This window comes from Desulfovibrio sp. JC010 (assembly GCF_010470675.1).
Taxonomy (GTDB): Bacteria; Desulfobacterota; Desulfovibrionia; order Desulfovibrionales; family Desulfovibrionaceae; genus Maridesulfovibrio.
Genome location: NZ_VOIQ01000007.1, coordinates 177028 through 194862, shown reverse-complemented (window position 1 = coordinate 194862; position 17835 = coordinate 177028). Strand labels below are relative to the sequence as shown.

Genomic DNA, 17835 nt, shown 5'->3' with positions numbered 1-17835 from the left:
CGTCATATATAAAACAAGGCCCATACTGATTATGCTATCAAAAAAATATCACGTAGTAATTTTTAAAAACCCCTGCGACAACGCCCGCAAATTCCAGCTTCGCGGATGGATATTCTTCTTCATTTTCGCAATTGTCGCAGGTCTGGCCGGAGGCAACATATACCTCTGGAAATATTACCAGAACTATTCCGGACTGGAAAACAACCTTGCCCGTGCAGAAAAGGCTGTTCAGGAACAAAAAGCCCAGTTGCTTTCCCTTTCCCAGAAAATGCAGAATATTTCGCAGGACCTTGACCGGGTCCGCAATTTCGACTCCAAACTGCGGGTCATGATCAACCTTGATCAGGGCAACGTCCAGAACGTAGCCCCCAAAGGCGGTTCCACCGGAGCAGAATTCTCCAACAATTATCTGCCCCTCTACAGACAGGAACTCCTTGTCCGTAAAATGCACGACTTTCTCGCCCAGCTCAGCACAGAAGCCAAACTTGAAGAAGTACGCCAGCAGGAAATCATCCACTCCATGCGCTCCAAACAGGACGCACTGGATGCCACCCCTTCCATCTGGCCGGCCGAAGGCTGGGTAACCTCTCCCTTCGGCTGGAGAAGTTCCCCATTCACAGGAAAACGTGAATACCATAAGGGTATTGACATTTCCTGCCCCATCGGAACCCCCATTTATGCTCCGGCAAAAGGGACTGTATCCTTTTCCGGCAAACAGGGCGGTTACGGCAAACTCATTAAAATCAACCACGGAGCCAACCTCTCCACCCGCTACGGTCACATGAAACAGCAGATCGTTAAAAAAGGTCAGGTTGTAACCCGCGGCGAACTTATCGGTTACGCAGGCAACACAGGGCGTTCCACCGGCCCCCATGTCCACTACGAAGTGCGGCTTGGCGGAGTTCCGGTCAACCCCATGCGCTACATCCTAAACTAGCCGAGACAAAAAAGAACACCAAGGTCCGCAAAGAACTATCTTCGCGGACCTTTTTTTGATTTTGTTCTTAAAAAATAGAGATATCCCCTATCCCCCTTTGCCCTATGCGGCTCTTGGTGGTAATAGAACTCGAAGAATAGGTCCTGAATTTGCAGACCTGTTTGAAACGAGGACAGCATGACTTTTTTTGATTTCAAACCCAGCGACCTGATGAGCTTTTACCTAACCCTGTTCAGGGTTAGTATTGTGCTGTTTTTAATGCCTTTTTTTGGAGGAAAATCCATCCCAAACCCGGTAAAGGCCGCCCTGACACTTGTTTTGACACTGGGCATCTGGCCCTATGTCGGCTTTGACGGCAGCCTCATGCCGGCCAGCCCATACTACATAGCCCTGATGATACTTGGTGAACTTGTACTCGGACTGGTTCTGGGGATTTCAGTGCATGTAATGTTCGCCGCGATCCAGACCGGGGGTAACCTCATCGGCGTACAGATGGGCTTTTCCATGGTCAACGTCCTCGACCCGGTGACCGGAGTCAATGAAGCGGTCACCGCCCACTTCCTGTACATGTGCGCAATTCTGGTCTTCCTGAGCATCAACGGCCACCTCTATCTGATGTCAGCCATGGTGGAAAGTTTCAAATACATTCCCCCGGGCCAGATATTCATTTCGTCCACCCTGACAAGCCAGATAATGGTTATCTCCAAGGACCTGCTCGTCCTCGCGGTAAAAGTCGCCTCACCCATTATCGCCACCATCTTTGTGGTCGACCTAGGTCTGGCACTGATCAGTAAGATGGCCCCGCAGATGAACGTACTCATGCTCGGATTCCCCCTTAAAATTATGGCCGGATTCTTTGTCCTCGGTCTCGTCTTTAATGTTCTGGCCCTGCATGTAGGAGAATTTGTAGCCGACCTGCCCGCCTATCTTTTAAGCATCATTAAAGCCGGAAGCCCGCCGGACCTGCCCATTGGCAACTAGGAGGAAGCAGAATGGCTAAAGACCCTAGTAGAACTGAAAAGGCGACGCCCAAACGGCTTAACAAAGCACGCCAGGACGGAAGTGTCGCCAAAGGGGAAGAAATGGGCAAAACCATGACCCTCATTGCGGGTGTGGTCTGTCTGCGGGCAATCATGGACTTCTACTACGAGCAGTTCTACGAAATATTCCAATGGTTCTTTACCAAAGGAATTTTCACCCAACTCGACAAACAGTCTGTTTACCAGCTTTTCCAATGGTGCTCACAAAGACTGGCCCTAATTCTGCTGCCTCTTTTCCTCTTCATTGCTTTTGTCGCCTTCGTTGTTCTGCGGCTTCAGGTAGGAAGCCTGTGGACCACTAAAGTTTTCAAACCGAAATTCGGCAAGATGTTCAACCTGATGTCCGGGCTGAAAAAGTTGATGCTCGATATAAAGACAGCAATCAGGCTCATTAAGAGTATTCTTTTTGCGGTAATCGTCGGGATCGCCCCTTACATAATTATCAAAAATGAAGTTGGAAATTTTCTGCCTCTGTTCTATTCCAGTGCCCATGAACTGGCTATTTATGTACTCAGTATCGGATATAAAATGGTCACCTACACCATGCTGCCCATGCTTATTCTGGCTGTAATAGACCTCTGGTACCAGCGCTGGAATTACCATGAAGAAATGAAAATGACCAAGGATGAAGTCAAAGACGAACGAAAACAGGCAGAAGGTGATCCGAAAATCAAACAGCAACAGAAACAGAAAATGATGGCTATGCTTCAGCAGCGCATGATGGCTGAAGTACCCAATGCAGATGTGGTTATCACCAACCCGACCCACTACGCCATCGCCCTGAAATATGACGCTATACTAGCCCCGGCCCCGCTGGTCCTTGCCAAAGGAATGAACAAAGTGGCTGAACGCATCAAGGAAATAGCCCGCGAAAACAAAGTGCCTATCCGTGAGAACAAGCCTTTGGCACAGGCTTTGTATAAACAGGTTGAGATCGGTGACATCATTCCGGAAGAACTTTACAAGGCTGTCGCGGCAATACTTGCAAAACTGAACAAATTCACGCGTAAATAAAGGCCTGCACACCTCTTCCGGGGTAGAAATGCCACAGAAAAAACAAGACCTGAAAGGGGTGTCAAAATCATGGCCGAATCAAAAGTGATAAATTACCAGCAATTTGCCAAGCAGGGGGATGTCCTTCTCGCGGGCGGAGTTGTAATGATTCTCTTCGTTATGCTCATTCCCCTGCCGACCATGTTTATCGACTTCATGCTCACAGTGAGTATTTCACTGGGACTGGTCATCCTGATCACCGCCATGTTCCTGGAATCACCCCTTGAATTTTCCATCTTTCCCTCACTGCTGCTGGTAACCACCCTGCTCCGGCTGGCCCTGAACGTGGCCACAACCCGTGCCATCCTGCTGTACGGAGATGAAGGTACGTCGGCAGCAGGTAGCGTTATTCAAAGCTTCGGTGAATTTGTTGTCGGTGGTAACTACGTCATCGGTATCGTCATTTTTATGATCCTGTTCATCCTGAACAAAACTGTTATCGTTTCCGGTACCACACGTATCGCGGAAGTAGCCGCCAGATTCACCCTTGACGCCATGCCCGGTAAACAGATGGCCATTGAAGCGGACCTCAACTCCGGACTGATCAATGAAGACGAAGCTCGCGAGCAGCGTGAAGACCTGCGCCGCGAATCAGATTTCTACGGTGCCATGGACGGTGCCGGTAAGTTCGTACAGGGGGACGTCAACGCAGGTATCATGATCACCGCCATCAACATCATCGGCGGTATCCTCATCGGTGTACTCCAGAAAGGAATGCACTGGACCGACGCAGCCCAGACCTACACCCTGCTGACCATCGGTGACGGTCTCGTCTCCACCATCCCTTCACTGATTATCTCCACTTCCGCAGGTATCATTGTTTCCCGTGCCGCTGCCGAAGCCAAGATGGGTGAAGAATTCATCGGACAGCTTACTTATCATTCCCGGGCACTCAAGCTGGTATCCGTCATCCTTGTGGTCTTCGGTATCGTACCCGGCATGCCCACCATCCCCTTTCTCTGCCTTGCAGCGATTGTCTACGCTGTTTCCCTGCTCGGACGTGACGCTGAAGCCGAAGAGCAGCAGCAAGAGGAAAAAGCACAGAAAGCAAAGGCCGAACAGCCTTCACTGGACAGCCCCGAAGAGGTACAGGCCCTGCTGCCTCTGGATTCCCTCGAACTGGAAGTCGGCTACGGCCTGATCCCGCTGGTGGACGAAGAACAGAGCGGCAACCTGCTCTCACGTATCCGATCCATCCGCCGTCAGTACGCTCTGGATATGGGTGTCATTATTCCGTCACTGCATCTGCGTGACAACCTGCAGCTCAAACCCGGTGAATACCGCGTACTCATCAAGGGTAACGCCGTGGCCTCCGCTGAAATCCTCATCGACCATCAGCTGGCCATGGATCCGGGCGACGCCAAGCACAGGATCAAAGGTATTGAAACCGTCGAGCCCGCATTCAACCTTCCCGCTGTCTGGATTCCCGACACCCAGAAGGAAGAAGCCATGCTCGCAGGCTACACCGTTGTCGATCCGTCAACAGTTATCGCCACCCACCTTACCGAAGTATTCCGTCGCAACCTCGGCGAATTCCTCGGCAGGCAGGAAACACAAGATCTGCTGGACAACCTTTCCAAGCGCGCTCCCAAGGCTGTTGAAGACCTTGTTCCCAACATCCTTTCTCTCGGCGTGGTCCAGAAAGTTCTCCAGAACCTTGTGCGCGAAAACGTATCCATACGTGACCTGCTGACCATCGTTGAAGCCATGGCTGACTACGGTCCCTCTATTCCGGACCCCAACCAGCTGACTGAATACGTCCGCTCCCACATGAGCAGGACCATTATCAAGCCTTACCTTGCCAGCGACGGCAGCCTGCCCATCCTGACCTTCGGCCCCAATGCGGACGCCAAGCTCAACGATGCGATACGCTCCTCCGAAACCGGCGGTTTTCTGGCCCTCGACCCCGGCAGTGCCCAGCAGCTCATCCAGTCCGTCAACACTGCGGCGGAAGGTGTACTGGAAACTGACGGTCAGCCGGTGCTTTTATGTGCTCCTCAGCTGAGAAGCCACTTGGCTCAACTGATGGTACGCTTCTTGCCTACCATACCTGTAATATCGCAGGCCGAGATTCCTGCGAGCGTAAGAATCATGTCTGCGGGTACCGTAGAGATTTAAAAAGGTTGGTAATATGCGGGTAAAAACATTCAGAGGCAACAGCACTGCAGCGGTCTTCGCCGAAATCAAGGCGGAATTCGGCGACAACGCAATCATCCTCAGCAACAAATCTGTTGAGGAAGACGGACGCAAGATCCACGAGATCATGGTCGGCGTTGACGGTCAGGAAGCACCTGCCCCGGCTCAGGAAACACGGGAAGAAGTCATTGACGATGCCATGAGCAACATCCCGGACTGGAATCAGGAATGGAACCAGATCAAAGGCCACATGATGGCCCTCCTGAAGCCGCAGATGAATCTGAACCTGCTGGCCCCCCGCCAGCGTCTCGCCCTTGAGTATCTTGAGCGCGAAGGCGTGGAAAGCAAGGTCATCCTCGATCTCTTCCAGCAACTGCGCGGAGACAAGTCCAAGGCCATCCTTCCTGAACTGGAAAAAATCACTACGGTCCGTGCACTTGATGCGAGCAACTGGCCCCAGAAATTTCAAGCCCTCGCCGGACCGCACGGCGTAGGCAAAACCTCGACCATTATCCGCCTGGCTCTCAAAGAAAAGAAAGAAAACCCCGCCTCCCGCATCTGTCTTGCCTCTGCAGATCAGGGACAGGGCAAGGGCCGCCTGGTCCTGCGCCACTATGCCGACCTTTCCGGACTTGAGTTCAGAGAGCTGGCATCCCGCGAAGATTTCGCCAAGCTTATCGGCGAAAGTCAGAAATTCGACAGGGTCTTCATCGACCTGCCCGGACTCTCCGGAAATGCAGAACTGGAAGGCTGGCTGGCCGCCTGCGGCATGACAGGTCCCTGCGATCTGGCTGTACATCTGGTGCTCAACCCCTACTACGCACCTGCGCAGTACACCGCCTTCCTGAAAAAATTCAAATCCGACAAAGTAAAAAGCCTCATCTGGACCAAACTTGATGAAGCATGCAATTACGGCGCACTGGTAAACACATCATACGAAAGCGGCCTTCCGGTTTCCCTGCTTTCCTATGGTTCCGGACTGCGCAACAGCATGAAGCCGGCCTGTGAAAAAGATTTCTGGAGACTGGTTTTCAAACACCAGCTTCCCACCGAGGAAAAAATGAAATTCGCCAAGGCGGTATAACCGTCTTTACCAAGAAAAATAAGATAATTCAGGCACAATATTCGTTGCATAAAAATCGCTGGCAACGTAAACAGTATAGATAAATAAGAACAGGGTGATACAAATGAATTCCAATCTTCCCATGGTATTTTCAGTAACCTCCGGTAAAGGGGGAGTAGGCAAGACAAACATTTCCGTAAACCTGGCCTACAACTTAAGCCGCATGGGCAAGAAAGTCTTGCTGCTGGATGCCGACCTCGGCCTCGCCAACGTCGACGTCCTGCTGGGTATTGCACCCAAGTACAACCTCTTCCATCTCTTTCACGAGGGAACAGGAATCAGGGAAGTGCTGCACAAGACCGAATACGGATTCGACATTCTCCCGGCCTCTTCCGGCGTAAGCGACATGGTCTCCCTTTCCACCGGCCAGAAACTGGACCTGCTGGAAGCCATGGACCACCTTGAAGATGAAATTGACTACCTTATTGTCGATACCGGTGCAGGCATCAACGATAACGTTCTCTACTTCAACCTTGCCGTACAGCAGCGGCTTCTGGTACTGACCCCGGAACCGACCTCGCTGACCGATGCCTATGCCCTGATCAAGGTCATGAAACTGCATCACGGGGTTGACAAATTCAAGGTTCTGGTAAACATGGCTCCGGACATGAAAGGAGCCAAGGAAGTGTTCAAGAAACTCTACATGGCCTGTGACCACTTTCTGAGTGGAGTTTCTCTGGATCTGGTGGGTGTCATCCCCCGCGATCCGAACATGCGTCAGGCGGTCATCAAACAGACCCCGCTGTGCAAGGTTGCACCCTCAAGCCCGGCTTGTGCCCAGATTGCTGAAACTGCTAAAAAAATAACCAAATGGAAAGCGACATCCGAGCTAGATGGTAATATCAAGTTCTTCTGGAAAAAACTTCTCTTCCAAGAACAGTCCGTGGCTTAATCTCGAAGCCGGGACTACAGACTGGGAAGATTTTTCGCCCGCAGATCAAGAGGCGATAGTACGGCATTATTCGCCCAAAATACGTATTATCGCGCTCCGCATGAAAGCCAAGCTCCCGCAGAATGTGGAGCTTGGAGAACTTATCAGTGCCGGAAGTCTGGGGCTTGTGGAATCGCTTGGAAAATTTCGCGCCGAACTTAAGATCAAGTTTGAAACCTATGCGGAAAACCGCATCAAGGGAGCCATGCTTGATGAACTGCGGCGTATGGACTGGTTTTCACGGGGCCTTCGCCAGAAAGTTAAAACCATTGAAAACAGCATCCGCGAGCTGGAGCACGAAACAGGTGAAAAACCGACCAGTGCACAGATTGAGGAAGCTACAGGACTTTCTGCAAAAGATGTTCAGCAGGGGCTTGAAGCACTGCAGAACCAGATCTGCGTCAATCTTGACGCCTTCAATGACAATATCCCCAGCAACAAAGATTCACAGCTTGATGACGAACCTTTTCAAAGTGCTGCTTTTCAAGAAACAGTGGACAAGGTAGCTGATCTGATTGATAATTTGACGCCGAGGGAAAAACTGGTATTATCTCTGTACTACGGGGAGGAACTCAATATGAAAGAGACCTCTGAAGTAATGGAGATCACAGAAGGCAGAGTGTCCCAATTACACTCCCAAGCCTTGAAAAAATTGAGAAAAATGTTCCACGATAAATATCAGACGGAACCTTAAGGAGAAATAAATGGCGATTGATTACTCTATGAAAGTTCTTGTTGTGGATGACTTCGCTACCATGCGTCGCATTATCAAAAACATCCTCCGCCAGATCGGCTTCACCAACATCGTGGAAGCTGATGACGGCACAACAGCATGGGAAACCCTGAACAAAGACGACAGCATCGAGTTCATAGTTTCCGACTGGAACATGCCCCAGATGACCGGCATCGAACTGCTGCGCAAAGTAAGAGCCAGTGAAGAATTCGCCGACATTCCCTTCCTGATGGTTACAGCTGAAGCACAGCAGGAAAACATCATCGAGGCTGTTCAGGCCAAGGTTTCCAACTACATTGTTAAGCCTTTCACCCCTGACACTCTCGGCCAGAAAATCAATAAAATTTTTGAATAAAACATTCCTGTTCAGCGGACATGGCCTGCATGTCCGCTGATCATATTTCAGGCGGCAGCTGCTAGCTTCCCGTCCGGAACCTTGTCCTTCAGGATACGTGCATGATTTTCCTCGCTCTTGATGATATTGATGATTCTGAATCCGGGGAGGAAACTCAATCTTCGGCCCCTGCCAGCAAGGCAGCTCAAAAAGTTGAGCTGGACCTTGACGATGCTCCTTTTCTTGAGGACGAAGACGAAGACGACGATATTCCGGACGATGAGCCGGAAGAACTGGATGCGCTGGAAGAGGCGCCACCTGAAAAAAAATCCAAGACCAAACTTATGATTTTTGCCGGCATCGGCGTAATCATCATTCTGCTTGTTGCCATTCTGGTAAAACTTTTCTTTTTTGATTCCCCACCGCCACCGCCCAAGGAAGAACCCGCTGTTGAAGAAACAATGGAGGAAATTCCTATGGAAGCAGTTGAGGAAGCACCGCCTCCGCCACCGGAAGAACCGGGCGTAACCCTGCTGCGCATGGACCCGTTCTGGATCGAACAGAAAGACAAGGACAACCGCACCAGATTCCTTATCGCCCGCTTTGCCATGACCACCACTGATGAACGGGTTGTGGCCGAATACGGACGCAAGACCCTCATCCTGCGTGACGCAGTCTACTTTTATCTCAAAAATAAAGATTTACAGTTTTTAGCCGATGAGAAGAATGTAGAGAAGCTGAAAAAAGACCTGCTCATGGTGATCAACCAGTATATCGTGGCAGGTGAATTTGAGAAAATCCTGTTTGAGGAGTATCTCGTGAGGTAAAAGTCATGCCCGGTCCTGTGGATATGCCCCTGATCATTTCGCAGCTTGCGAATGTCCAGAAGATTTCCAATTCTGAAGTCACCAAAGCGGGACTTCAGCAGACCCTCATGATTAATCCTGAAGAAAAGGAAAAGAATAAAAAAGCCCAGTCACAGATTCAGAAGACCGAAAAAGACGAAGCCGCCATCTCTGTAAAGGATGAAGAGAACAAGGGCGGACAGCAGCATTCACCGCGCAAACGGCAGAAGCATGAAGAAGAGCCGGAAGAAGAGACACAGACCAAGCAGTCCCCGTGGTCCGGCAATATTATCAATGTGAAGATTTGATTTAACACGCCTATTGCCCTTCTCCTGCAAACAGGGCAGACTATTACCGATTCAACGAACCTTTACCATAGCTAATTATGACTGTATTCCTGCTGATTTTCTTTTCCGTAACCGAGATAGCCCTGCTTGTCGCTGTAATATTTTTCTTCCTCAGACTGCGCAAGTCCGAAGAACTTGTCACCCAGCTTCAGCTCAAGCAGGAAGAATTCGTCAAAAAACTCCAGTTCAACACCCAGCTTGAAAACGAGATGATGAATACCTTCGCCGAGCGGCAGGAAGAACTGGCCCAGCTCGATATGATGCTTGACCGCAAGTCAAAGAAGCTTAAAAAAATCCTCTCCCAAGCTGAAGAATTCTCACGCTCGCCGCAGTTTCTGCGCCAGATTATCCTCACCGGACACAAAGAAGGCAAACCAGTCAGCAGACTCGCCAAAGCCACCGGGCTGTCTATCGAAGAAGTCGAATTAATTATTGATCAGCATAGTTAATTAACCATGAAAATTTCTAAATATGGAAATCGCGGTTTCAGCGGCGGAGGCAAAAAATCGTCCGAACGCTCTGCCATGTTCCGCAAAAAATTTTCCGTCGGTCAAATACTGCAGGGCAAACTCATTAACTGGTACCAGCCGAAACTGGGCTGGGTAATTATCGAAGATCTGGAACTGCTGGCCTCCATCCAGACCAATGCTTCTCCCGGCGACATCCTCACCTTCCATGTGGAGCAGCTTTACCCGGACATCATCCTCAAAGAAATCGACCCCGCCCACCTCAGCGGTCATGGCGCGTATATAAATCCGGCCGGCGTTACCCGTGAATTTGTCAGCAACAGGGCAACATTCCAAGCACAAGCCAGTTCAATATTAAACCAACTGCAAGACGAAAACATAAGCAACGCCACAGGGCGCAAAAATAGATTTCTAAATCTGCTTGAAAATGATGTAAAAACTGCGATTCTATTCTTCAAGACTTTGAATTCTGCGGCAAGACTGAATTCAGTTCTTCCCACAACCAGACTCTACTATATGCCGTGGCTGGTCCCTTGCGGACTGAATCAGGAGATTGTGCTCAAAACACGGGTGGACAATGAAAATCCTGACAACTCATTCTACGAGCTGTTATTCTCTCTGGACCTGCCCCCATCCCTACCGGCACGCTTCAAAATCATGTATAAAAAGCCGCAATGCGGATTCAAGCTACTGACCGATGATCCACGCTTGAAAGCCCTGCTGGAACCGGGCTTCAAAGCAGATTTCCCCGAATTTCTGGGAACAGAACACATCCCGCCCCACAATGCAGGCGGAGTGCTGGCCGAACTATTAAACGGCTAGCAAAATTTAACTCACAAAGCGGCGAAGCCAAATAAAAAAGTTTGATTCGCCTCGTCCTGAGGCTCACCCCTACGGGGCGTTGCCTATTCGGCAACGTCCAAATCCGCTTTCCTGCAGTTTTGTGGGATTCTTAAACCCTTTTCCCAAAAGGTTTTGAGGCCCCCGGCAGGGTGCCCCGCAAGGGCCGACGGAGGCATTCTTAATCTTGCTCGACCTGAAAAGCGGCAACTTCTTCTTCAAGGCTGGCTACGGAATTGGCCAGCTGTTCGGTGATGACCACAAACTCGGAAAGTGCATCCTTGGTTTGAATGGAAGTTTCGCTGAGCTGAATCATGGCCTTGCTGATCTGCTCCGCTCCTTCGCTCTGGTTCTGCATACCTTCGTTGACCGACTCAAAGCGCGGAGTCAGGGTCTGGACCTGAGTTACGACACCTGAGATACCGTCCCCGAGCACAGCCACATTGCTGACCCCGTTCTCCACCTGCTTGCGGAACTTATCCATCTCCATAACCCCGGCGGAAACAGCGGAAAGCATCTCGGCCACGATTTTTTCGATATCAAGGGTGGACATGGCGGTCTGATCGGCAAGTTTGCGAATTTCACGGGCTACGACAGAAAAGCCCTGCCCGAATTCCCCGGCCTTTTCCGCTTCAATGGCAGCGTTCAGGGAAAGCAGGTTGATCTGCTCTGAAATCTTGGAAATGGAAGTAACCACCGAGCTGATGTTGGCCGCCTTGGAATTGATCACCGAAAGCTTGGAAAAGATACCGCCTGAAGCATCGCGCATGGCATCCATTGTCTGGCCCATTTCGCCTAGATCACGCACGCCCTGCGCAGCCAGATCTCCGGTGGAAACCGCAACAGTGGTAGACTCGTTCATGGTCCGGGCCAGTTCCTGAGAGGTCGCGGAAATCTCACGCGAAGAACTGCCCAGTTCCTGTGTCGCCGCAGCCTGATTTTCCACTGCCGCTTCCAGCTGATTGATGGCTGTCCCCAGCTTGAGGGCCGATCCTGTAACCTGATCCCCGGACCTCTGCACCTGACTGACCAGTGAGTTCAGGGTAAGCAGCATGGTGTGGATGGATTTGACAAGATAGTCAACCTCGTCAAAACGCTTCTCCTTACCTGTCTCAAAGGAATCAACCACCTTTCTAAGGTGCCCCTTATCCGTGGCCATGGCAAAAACTTTACGGGCTTCACGCAGGTCTCCCTTGGAAACGTGAAATGCAACCTTAGAGACACTGCGGATAGGCAGACAAATTCTCCGGATCACCCAATAAATAACCCCGATGGTCAGCAGCAGAATCAGAAAACTGATCCCACCCTGCTTCATGATCAGGTCCTCAACAGGGGCAAAAACTTCACGCATGGGCACGGTGGAAGCCACATACCAGCCCAGAGGAGCGAAAAACCGGACATACGACTGACGTTCGACAATCTGCCCGTCCTGTCTGCGGACCTTGTAATCAAGCCGCCATTCACCCAGTTTACCAATCTCTTTCAGATCATGGATCAGAGTCTTCCCGGTATTCAGGTTAATGGTCTTCTCAAAATCAGGCCCAGCACCAAGAGGCGGCACCAGCACCTTTTTATCATTATTAAAGATAAAAAGACGCCCGGTCTCGGCAAGACGAATCTGAGAAAATCCCTTACGCATTTCCTTGATCAAACCCTTTTTCTGCCTTTCTACTGCAGCCTCAATGTCATCAACATACGCCCCGGTCCCGATGATCCAATTCCACCTGGGGAACCCTTTCACATACAGGATTTTAGGACTGGCTGCAGACTCCCCGAGCCGGGGCCATAACAGTTTCACATAACCGCCCCCTTCGCGAGTGGCCTTGCGGATCATATCCGGGCCGAAGGCATAACCGTTATTATCCTTTAATTTAGACAGATCACGCCCTTCAAGAGCGCGGTTAGGATGGGCCAGCGCGTGCAGTTTATCAGTGTAGATGAAAAAATAGTCGTTGTTGAAATATCTGGTATTGCGGGCAAGGCGGTAAGCCGCATTCTTGGCCTGCTCTTCAGTGAGTTTTCCGGACTTGTAGAGAGCGTAAAAATTATCAATCTGTCCGAGGAAGATGGTCATGGCATCTTTGATGGCCTGTTTGCGGTCATCAAAGGCATGCTTGCGGTAACGGTCAAGAGACTGATGCCCCTCCTGCAGATAGAGCATGCCCATCCTGATGGTGTTCCGGGCACTACGTCCCTGCCCGTCAATCAGATCATCCTCAAGGGTGGAACTGGTGAAAATCAGCGTAACCAGCGTGGAAGCGACAACAACAGCAGCGACTATATATGAAATCCTAGTACTGATTGACCGGAACATGGGTTCTCCTTGAAATATATAAATACCGACAGCTTCTCGAAATTAATACCCCATATTTACCGCTGCCACCAGTGGAGTCAAGCATGTGTGGGAAATAAGTGTACAATGAAAAGGTATGACAGGCATAATGGACACATGCAGCAAAAAAATGGACAACCCTGCGTAGCCCGGTTAGTTTAATATCTTATGAAAACCATCATCTTGATTCCACCATCAGAGGGCAAAGCTGACGGGGGGAAGAATGAACCTTTAAAGTCTGTATCAGGTATTGCTGCCAACTTAATTGAAGCGATCAAAGAAGCTGACCCTAAAAAGCTGTACGGACTTAAGAAAAATGCGCTTGAGAAAGCAATCACTGCAAATAAGAACGTCTTAAGCTCAAAAACAATGCCGGCAATTGAAAGGTATACTGGTGTTGTTTATGACGCTATTGATTATCAGACTTTGAAAAACAAATCAGACTTCGATGAAAAAGTATTAATTGTGTCAGGGCTGTTCGGCCTTGTCCGCCCCACTGATTTGATTCCTGATTATCGCCTGAAAATTGATAAATTAAAGGCTGCCAAACTATGGCTGAATTCCAATTCAGAACAATTAAAAGATAAATTTGTTATTGATTTATTGCCGCAGGCACACAAGAAGGCTGTGAACTATGATCATGGAATTGAAGTTGAATTTGTCCTGAAAAAAGCAGGAAAAAAAATGCCTGCAGGCCATCAGGGAAAGCACATTAAAGGTCGCTTTATCAGGTGGTTGATTGAAAACAACATCACAGACCCAAAGCATTTTAAAGATTTTAAAGAAGAAGGCTATAAGTGGACTGGTGAAATTTTCTTAAAGGAAATTCAGCCCTGATTGACCGGACTCTACCGGCCACATCGAAAACAGGTTACAAAAAAAAGGCTTACGATTTTCATCGTAAGCCTTAAGAAATATCTTGGTGGAGCTGGAGGGAATCGAACCCACGGCCTCTTGAATGCCATTCAAGCGCTCTCCCAACTGAGCTACAGCCCCACGCTGTTGGGTGAGAAGAGTGTTTATAGAATCCTGCGCTGGCTGTCAACACTCTTCCCTGAATTTAGTACAAAAAATCAAGCTTCCCCAATACCTTCCTGTGATTGCGGGCCTTCCATGGGCAGACTAATTACAAAACGGGTCCATTTTCCGGGTTCGGAAACAACTTCCATGGAACCGCAATGCTGCTTCACCACAATAAAATAAGATACGGACAACCCAAGCCCGGTTCCTTTTCCGGGACTTTTGGTGGAAAAGAAAGGTTCAAAAACCCTTTGTTTTGCACCCTCTGCCAAGCCGGTACCGTTATCCTCCACTTCAATAAAGCTCACTGCGTTGCGGGAGTAACTTCTGATAATTATCCGGGGCGCATCGTCGATATATTCTTTTTCCGACATGGCATGGGCGGCGTTTTTAAGCAGATTAAAAAAGACCTGTTGAATCTGGTTGCTGTAACAAACAACATTGCTGTTACCGTCTTCATACTCCCTGACGATTTTGATCTTCTTGAAATCATAATTCTTTTTGAGATCATAATCATTACTGACCAGCTTGAGGGTGTTATCCATCAGCTCGGTAATCTTGTTGCTGATCAGGGATTTCTCATTCCTGCGGCTGAAACTGAGCATGTCTTTGACAATATCCGCGGCCCTCTTCCCGGATTCATAAATGGACTGCACCATATTGTCGCAATCGCGAGCCTCGGCATAGCGAAGGATATGATCAAACGAAATGCCGCATTCATCTGCCACAGCCCTGTTTTTGGGAATATCCTTAAGCAGCCTGTTCTGCAGATTCTGGCAGGAGCCCACAATGGCCGCCAGCGGATTGTTGATCTCGTGGGCCATGCCTGCAGCAAGACCGCCCAGTGACATCATCTTTTCGTTCTGAATTATAAATTCCTCAGCCCTTTTCTGATCTGTCAAATCCCTGAACTCAAGCACCTGAACAACACGGCCCTGATAGGGAATATTTCTTGATTCCAGATGAACCGGATATTCAGTGCCATCTTTGTGTATGCCATTGGCCTCGTATGCTTTTTCTACACCGTCACGGATGTTTTTTTCCACCACGGCCCGCGATTTCTCAGCGATCAACCGGGTAATATCCAGTCCTTCAAGCTCGGCAATACCGTAACCGGAAACTTCGGCAAGTCCCTGATTGCAATCCAGAATTAGGCCCTGCTCATGTATGGCAATCCCGCCGAAAGAAGCATTGTGCAGCGCGCGGAACCTTTCTTCGCTATCCTGCAGTTCCCGCTCCGCTTCCTTGCGTTTAGTAATATCAATGATGCTGGAAAAAACGACATGCTTTCCTTCCAAGGGGATGGGCCCGGTATAAACATCCACATCGCAGATTCTGCCGTCAGCCAGCCTGTGCTGAAATTCAAATCTTGAAATTTCCCCATCCACAACTTTTTTCATCCGTTCCCTAAGAGCAGCATGCCCTGCGACGTTGATATCGCCGATATAAAATGAAGTCATTTCCTCTACTGACCAGCCGTAAAAACGGCTTGCAGCATTGTTGGCTTCAAGTATTCTGCCGTTCTCAGGATCAATAAGCAGCATGGCAACGGAATTGAATTCGAACATGGAACGAAAACGCTCTTCGCTTAAGGAAAGAGCCTCTTCAGAATCCTTCCTGATCTGAATTTCATGTTCCAGTTCTTCCAGCATACGTTGCAGATTACGGGTCATGGAATCAAAAGCCTGCGACAAATCGGCAATTTCCTCAAATCCACCGATGGTAATTCCGGGATAAAAGCTCTGATCTTTAATATTCAAAGCTGCTTCAGTTAAGAGCTTAACCGGACGGGTAATCCTTCTTGCAGTACGGAGAGTGGCAATAAAAACCAATCCGGCAGTGAGGATCGTTGCCAGCAGGGCCACTCCGGCCGAACGCATAGCGGGCACCAGTGCTGTTTCAGCCAGCCGTTCCGCCACCACCCGGAAGGTCAGGTTTCCAAGGCTCAGTTCCGAGTAGGCCCCGATGACATAATCACCGCTGATATTTTTACGCAGCTTCCCATCGTCTATTGACAATGCCTTCTTCTTCGCCAGCACAAAAGAAGGATTGGGATGGGCCAGAACCTGTCCATCCGCGCCCACCAGAAAAAGTGATTCTCCGTCCTGAAAATTCTGCTCGGTAACATCACGCCATGCTGTGCTGAGCCTGAAATCCGCCAACAGCACAACACCTGTTTTTCCTGACATTCTGTCCTTTAACGGCACCCCGACCTGCAAAATCCTCCCGCCACAATTGCCGCCCTCATAGACCCGGCCATAAGTGACCTTGCCAGCGGACACAGTTTGTTCAAACAGTGCTGAATCAGCAGCACCGAGCGGCTCCGAACTGTCATAGACTTTACTGGAAGAAACCCTGCACCTTATCCGGCCATCACCATCCAGAAGAACAAGCGAACATATTGAATTCTGCCGTGCTACCAATTCCTTGGCGAAATGCTGCGCTTCCACGTCAGAAACGGTCGTAAAATTCCTGAACTGGTTCAAGCTGAACAGCTTTTCTTCCAGCGCGGAAAAATGACGCTTCAAATCATGGGCAACATGCCTGGCCATACTCTGTTCCTGCCGATAGGATGCAGCGATCTGCCCGCTGGCAATCCAGACGGTCAGCATAATCCCCAGCAGCACCAGCGGAACCAGCGCAAGCACTATATAGGAGCGAAAAAGTATGGAATAAAGAGTTCTCATTTCAATTCCGGATTTTACCTGACAATCTCTTGAGCCTGCCGCAAAATTTCATCACTGATATCCACACCGATTTTCCCGGCTGTCTTCAAATTGATGAACAGGTAATCCTCAGAGGTTTCAACAGGCAATGAAGATACTGGTGCCCCGGAGAGAAGCATGTGGGCCATACGGGCACTCTGACGACCGATTTTGTAACCATTAAATCCATATCCGGTCAGGGCCCCCAGCTCTACCTGCTTATAGCGCGGAGTTGAAAGCGGCAGCTTGCGCTCTAAGCACAAAGTCACAAAATCCCTGATCCGGGACATGACCAGCCCTTCACGCGGCAGGAGTATGGCATCCACACCGTCAGGGACATAGCTTTTATCCACCAGAATGTTTGTTTCTTTATAGAACGGCTTTTTAGTGAGGATAACCCCGACCTTCGGAGCGGCGTCCTCAAGCATTCTCAGACTCGCAGCCGCGCTTTTATCGCCCGGACTGTAAGGCACAAAGACATTATTCACAGAAGGAACAACATCCTTAAGCGACAGCAGCCTGCGTCCATCGCTGGCGGACAGGCGGACCCCGGTGATATTTCCGGCAGGAGCACGTACGTCTTTTACGATCCCGGCAGAAACAGGGTCGTTGACCGGAGCAAAAACAACCGGAATCCCTGTACCTGCAGTCATTTTCTTAGCCACTATTGCAGCAGGTGTGGGTGACGCGAAAATCAAATCCGGCTTCCGGTCGAGCAGTTTCTGCATATAGCCGACAAGATCATTCTTGGAAGGAGCAGGACCGTCAAAAAAATAAACAACCTTATCCCCTTCCGGGTAGCCCAGTTCCTTTAAGCCGTCCTTGAACCCTTCAAAGGTGGAAAGATTATTTTTTGTAAATTGCAAAACGCCGATTTTATGCACTTTTTCATCAGCATCAAAAGGCATAAAAAGATAAACCGCCACTGCAAAAAATATAAACAGAACTCCCGCCGTAAGAACACTTTTCCGCATCCTTCCCTCCTGTTCGTA

General features: G+C 49.6%; 16 protein-coding genes and 1 tRNA gene. 13 read left to right on the top strand and 4 right to left on the bottom strand.

Annotation, left to right across the window (positions count from 1 at the left end):
* The first annotated feature begins 31 nt into the window (after positions 1 to 31).
* From FMR86_RS10045 to FMR86_RS09990, 12 genes are all read left to right on the top strand, one after another.
* Positions 32 to 937 carry a M23 family metallopeptidase gene (locus tag FMR86_RS10045; RefSeq protein ID WP_163350994.1) on the top strand — a complete coding sequence of 302 codons (906 nt, stop codon included), beginning with the start codon at positions 32 to 34 and terminating at the stop codon, positions 935 to 937.
* A gap of 177 nt (positions 938 to 1114) precedes the next feature.
* Complete coding sequence (fliR, locus tag FMR86_RS10040) at positions 1115 to 1918, top strand: flagellar biosynthetic protein FliR (protein ID WP_163350992.1); 804 nt, start codon at positions 1115 to 1117, stop codon at positions 1916 to 1918.
* A gap of 11 nt (positions 1919 to 1929) precedes the next feature.
* A complete protein-coding gene (gene flhB / locus FMR86_RS10035; RefSeq protein WP_163350989.1) occupies positions 1930 to 2991 on the top strand; it encodes a flagellar biosynthesis protein FlhB in 1062 nt (353 codons plus the stop codon).
* Between the two features lie 69 nt (positions 2992 to 3060).
* The gene (flhA, locus tag FMR86_RS10030; RefSeq protein WP_163350987.1) at positions 3061 to 5148 is read left to right on the top strand and encodes a flagellar biosynthesis protein FlhA; all 2088 of its coding nucleotides are present in this window, start codon (positions 3061 to 3063) and stop codon (positions 5146 to 5148) included.
* A gap of 13 nt (positions 5149 to 5161) precedes the next feature.
* A complete protein-coding gene (locus FMR86_RS10025; RefSeq protein ID WP_163350985.1) occupies positions 5162 to 6250 on the top strand; it encodes a flagellar biosynthesis protein FlhF in 1089 nt (362 codons plus the stop codon).
* A 103-nt stretch (positions 6251 to 6353) separates the two neighbouring features.
* On the top strand, positions 6354 to 7181 hold the full coding sequence (locus tag FMR86_RS10020) for a MinD/ParA family protein (RefSeq protein ID WP_163350983.1): 828 nt from the start codon (positions 6354 to 6356) through the stop codon (positions 7179 to 7181).
* Positions 7123 to 7914 (top strand): FliA/WhiG family RNA polymerase sigma factor, encoded by a 792-nt coding sequence (locus tag FMR86_RS10015; RefSeq protein WP_163350981.1) that lies wholly within the window; start codon positions 7123 to 7125, stop codon positions 7912 to 7914. Before FMR86_RS10020 ends, FMR86_RS10015 begins: the two co-directional genes overlap by 59 nt.
* Before the next feature lie 10 nt (positions 7915 to 7924).
* Entirely contained in the window at positions 7925 to 8308 is a 384-nt protein-coding gene (locus FMR86_RS10010; protein WP_163350979.1) for a chemotaxis response regulator CheY, read from the top strand.
* A gap of 101 nt (positions 8309 to 8409) precedes the next feature.
* Complete coding sequence (gene fliL, locus FMR86_RS10005) at positions 8410 to 9114, top strand: flagellar basal body-associated protein FliL (RefSeq protein ID WP_163350977.1); 705 nt, start codon at positions 8410 to 8412, stop codon at positions 9112 to 9114.
* A 5-nt stretch (positions 9115 to 9119) separates the two neighbouring features.
* Entirely contained in the window at positions 9120 to 9440 is a 321-nt protein-coding gene (locus FMR86_RS10000; protein ID WP_163350976.1) for a hypothetical protein, read from the top strand.
* A 77-nt stretch (positions 9441 to 9517) separates the two neighbouring features.
* Entirely contained in the window at positions 9518 to 9928 is a 411-nt protein-coding gene (locus FMR86_RS09995) for a potassium-transporting ATPase subunit C (RefSeq protein ID WP_163350974.1), read from the top strand.
* Positions 9929 to 9934: 6 nt separating this feature from the next.
* A complete protein-coding gene (locus FMR86_RS09990) occupies positions 9935 to 10768 on the top strand; it encodes a hypothetical protein (RefSeq protein WP_163350972.1) in 834 nt (277 codons plus the stop codon).
* A 199-nt stretch (positions 10769 to 10967) separates the two neighbouring features.
* On the opposite strand, the gene FMR86_RS09985 is transcribed toward FMR86_RS09990, so the two are convergent.
* Positions 10968 to 13100 (bottom strand): methyl-accepting chemotaxis protein, encoded by a 2133-nt coding sequence (locus FMR86_RS09985; RefSeq protein WP_163350970.1) that lies wholly within the window; start codon positions 13098 to 13100, stop codon positions 10968 to 10970.
* A 186-nt stretch (positions 13101 to 13286) separates the two neighbouring features.
* Between FMR86_RS09985 and FMR86_RS09980 the strand changes: the two genes are divergently transcribed.
* On the top strand, positions 13287 to 13955 hold the full coding sequence (locus FMR86_RS09980) for a YaaA family protein (protein WP_163350968.1): 669 nt from the start codon (positions 13287 to 13289) through the stop codon (positions 13953 to 13955).
* A gap of 83 nt (positions 13956 to 14038) precedes the next feature.
* Here FMR86_RS09980 and FMR86_RS09975 read toward each other — a convergent pair.
* From FMR86_RS09975 to FMR86_RS09965, 3 genes are all read right to left on the bottom strand, one after another.
* A tRNA-Ala gene (locus FMR86_RS09975) sits at positions 14039 to 14114 on the bottom strand.
* 77 nt (positions 14115 to 14191) lie between these two features.
* On the bottom strand, positions 14192 to 16825 hold the full coding sequence (locus tag FMR86_RS09970; RefSeq protein ID WP_163350966.1) for a PAS domain S-box protein: 2634 nt from the start codon (positions 16823 to 16825) through the stop codon (positions 14192 to 14194).
* Between the two features lie 14 nt (positions 16826 to 16839).
* The gene (locus FMR86_RS09965) at positions 16840 to 17817 is read right to left on the bottom strand and encodes an ABC transporter substrate-binding protein (protein WP_163350964.1); all 978 of its coding nucleotides are present in this window, start codon (positions 17815 to 17817) and stop codon (positions 16840 to 16842) included.
* Positions 17818 to 17835: the final 18 nt, after the last annotated feature.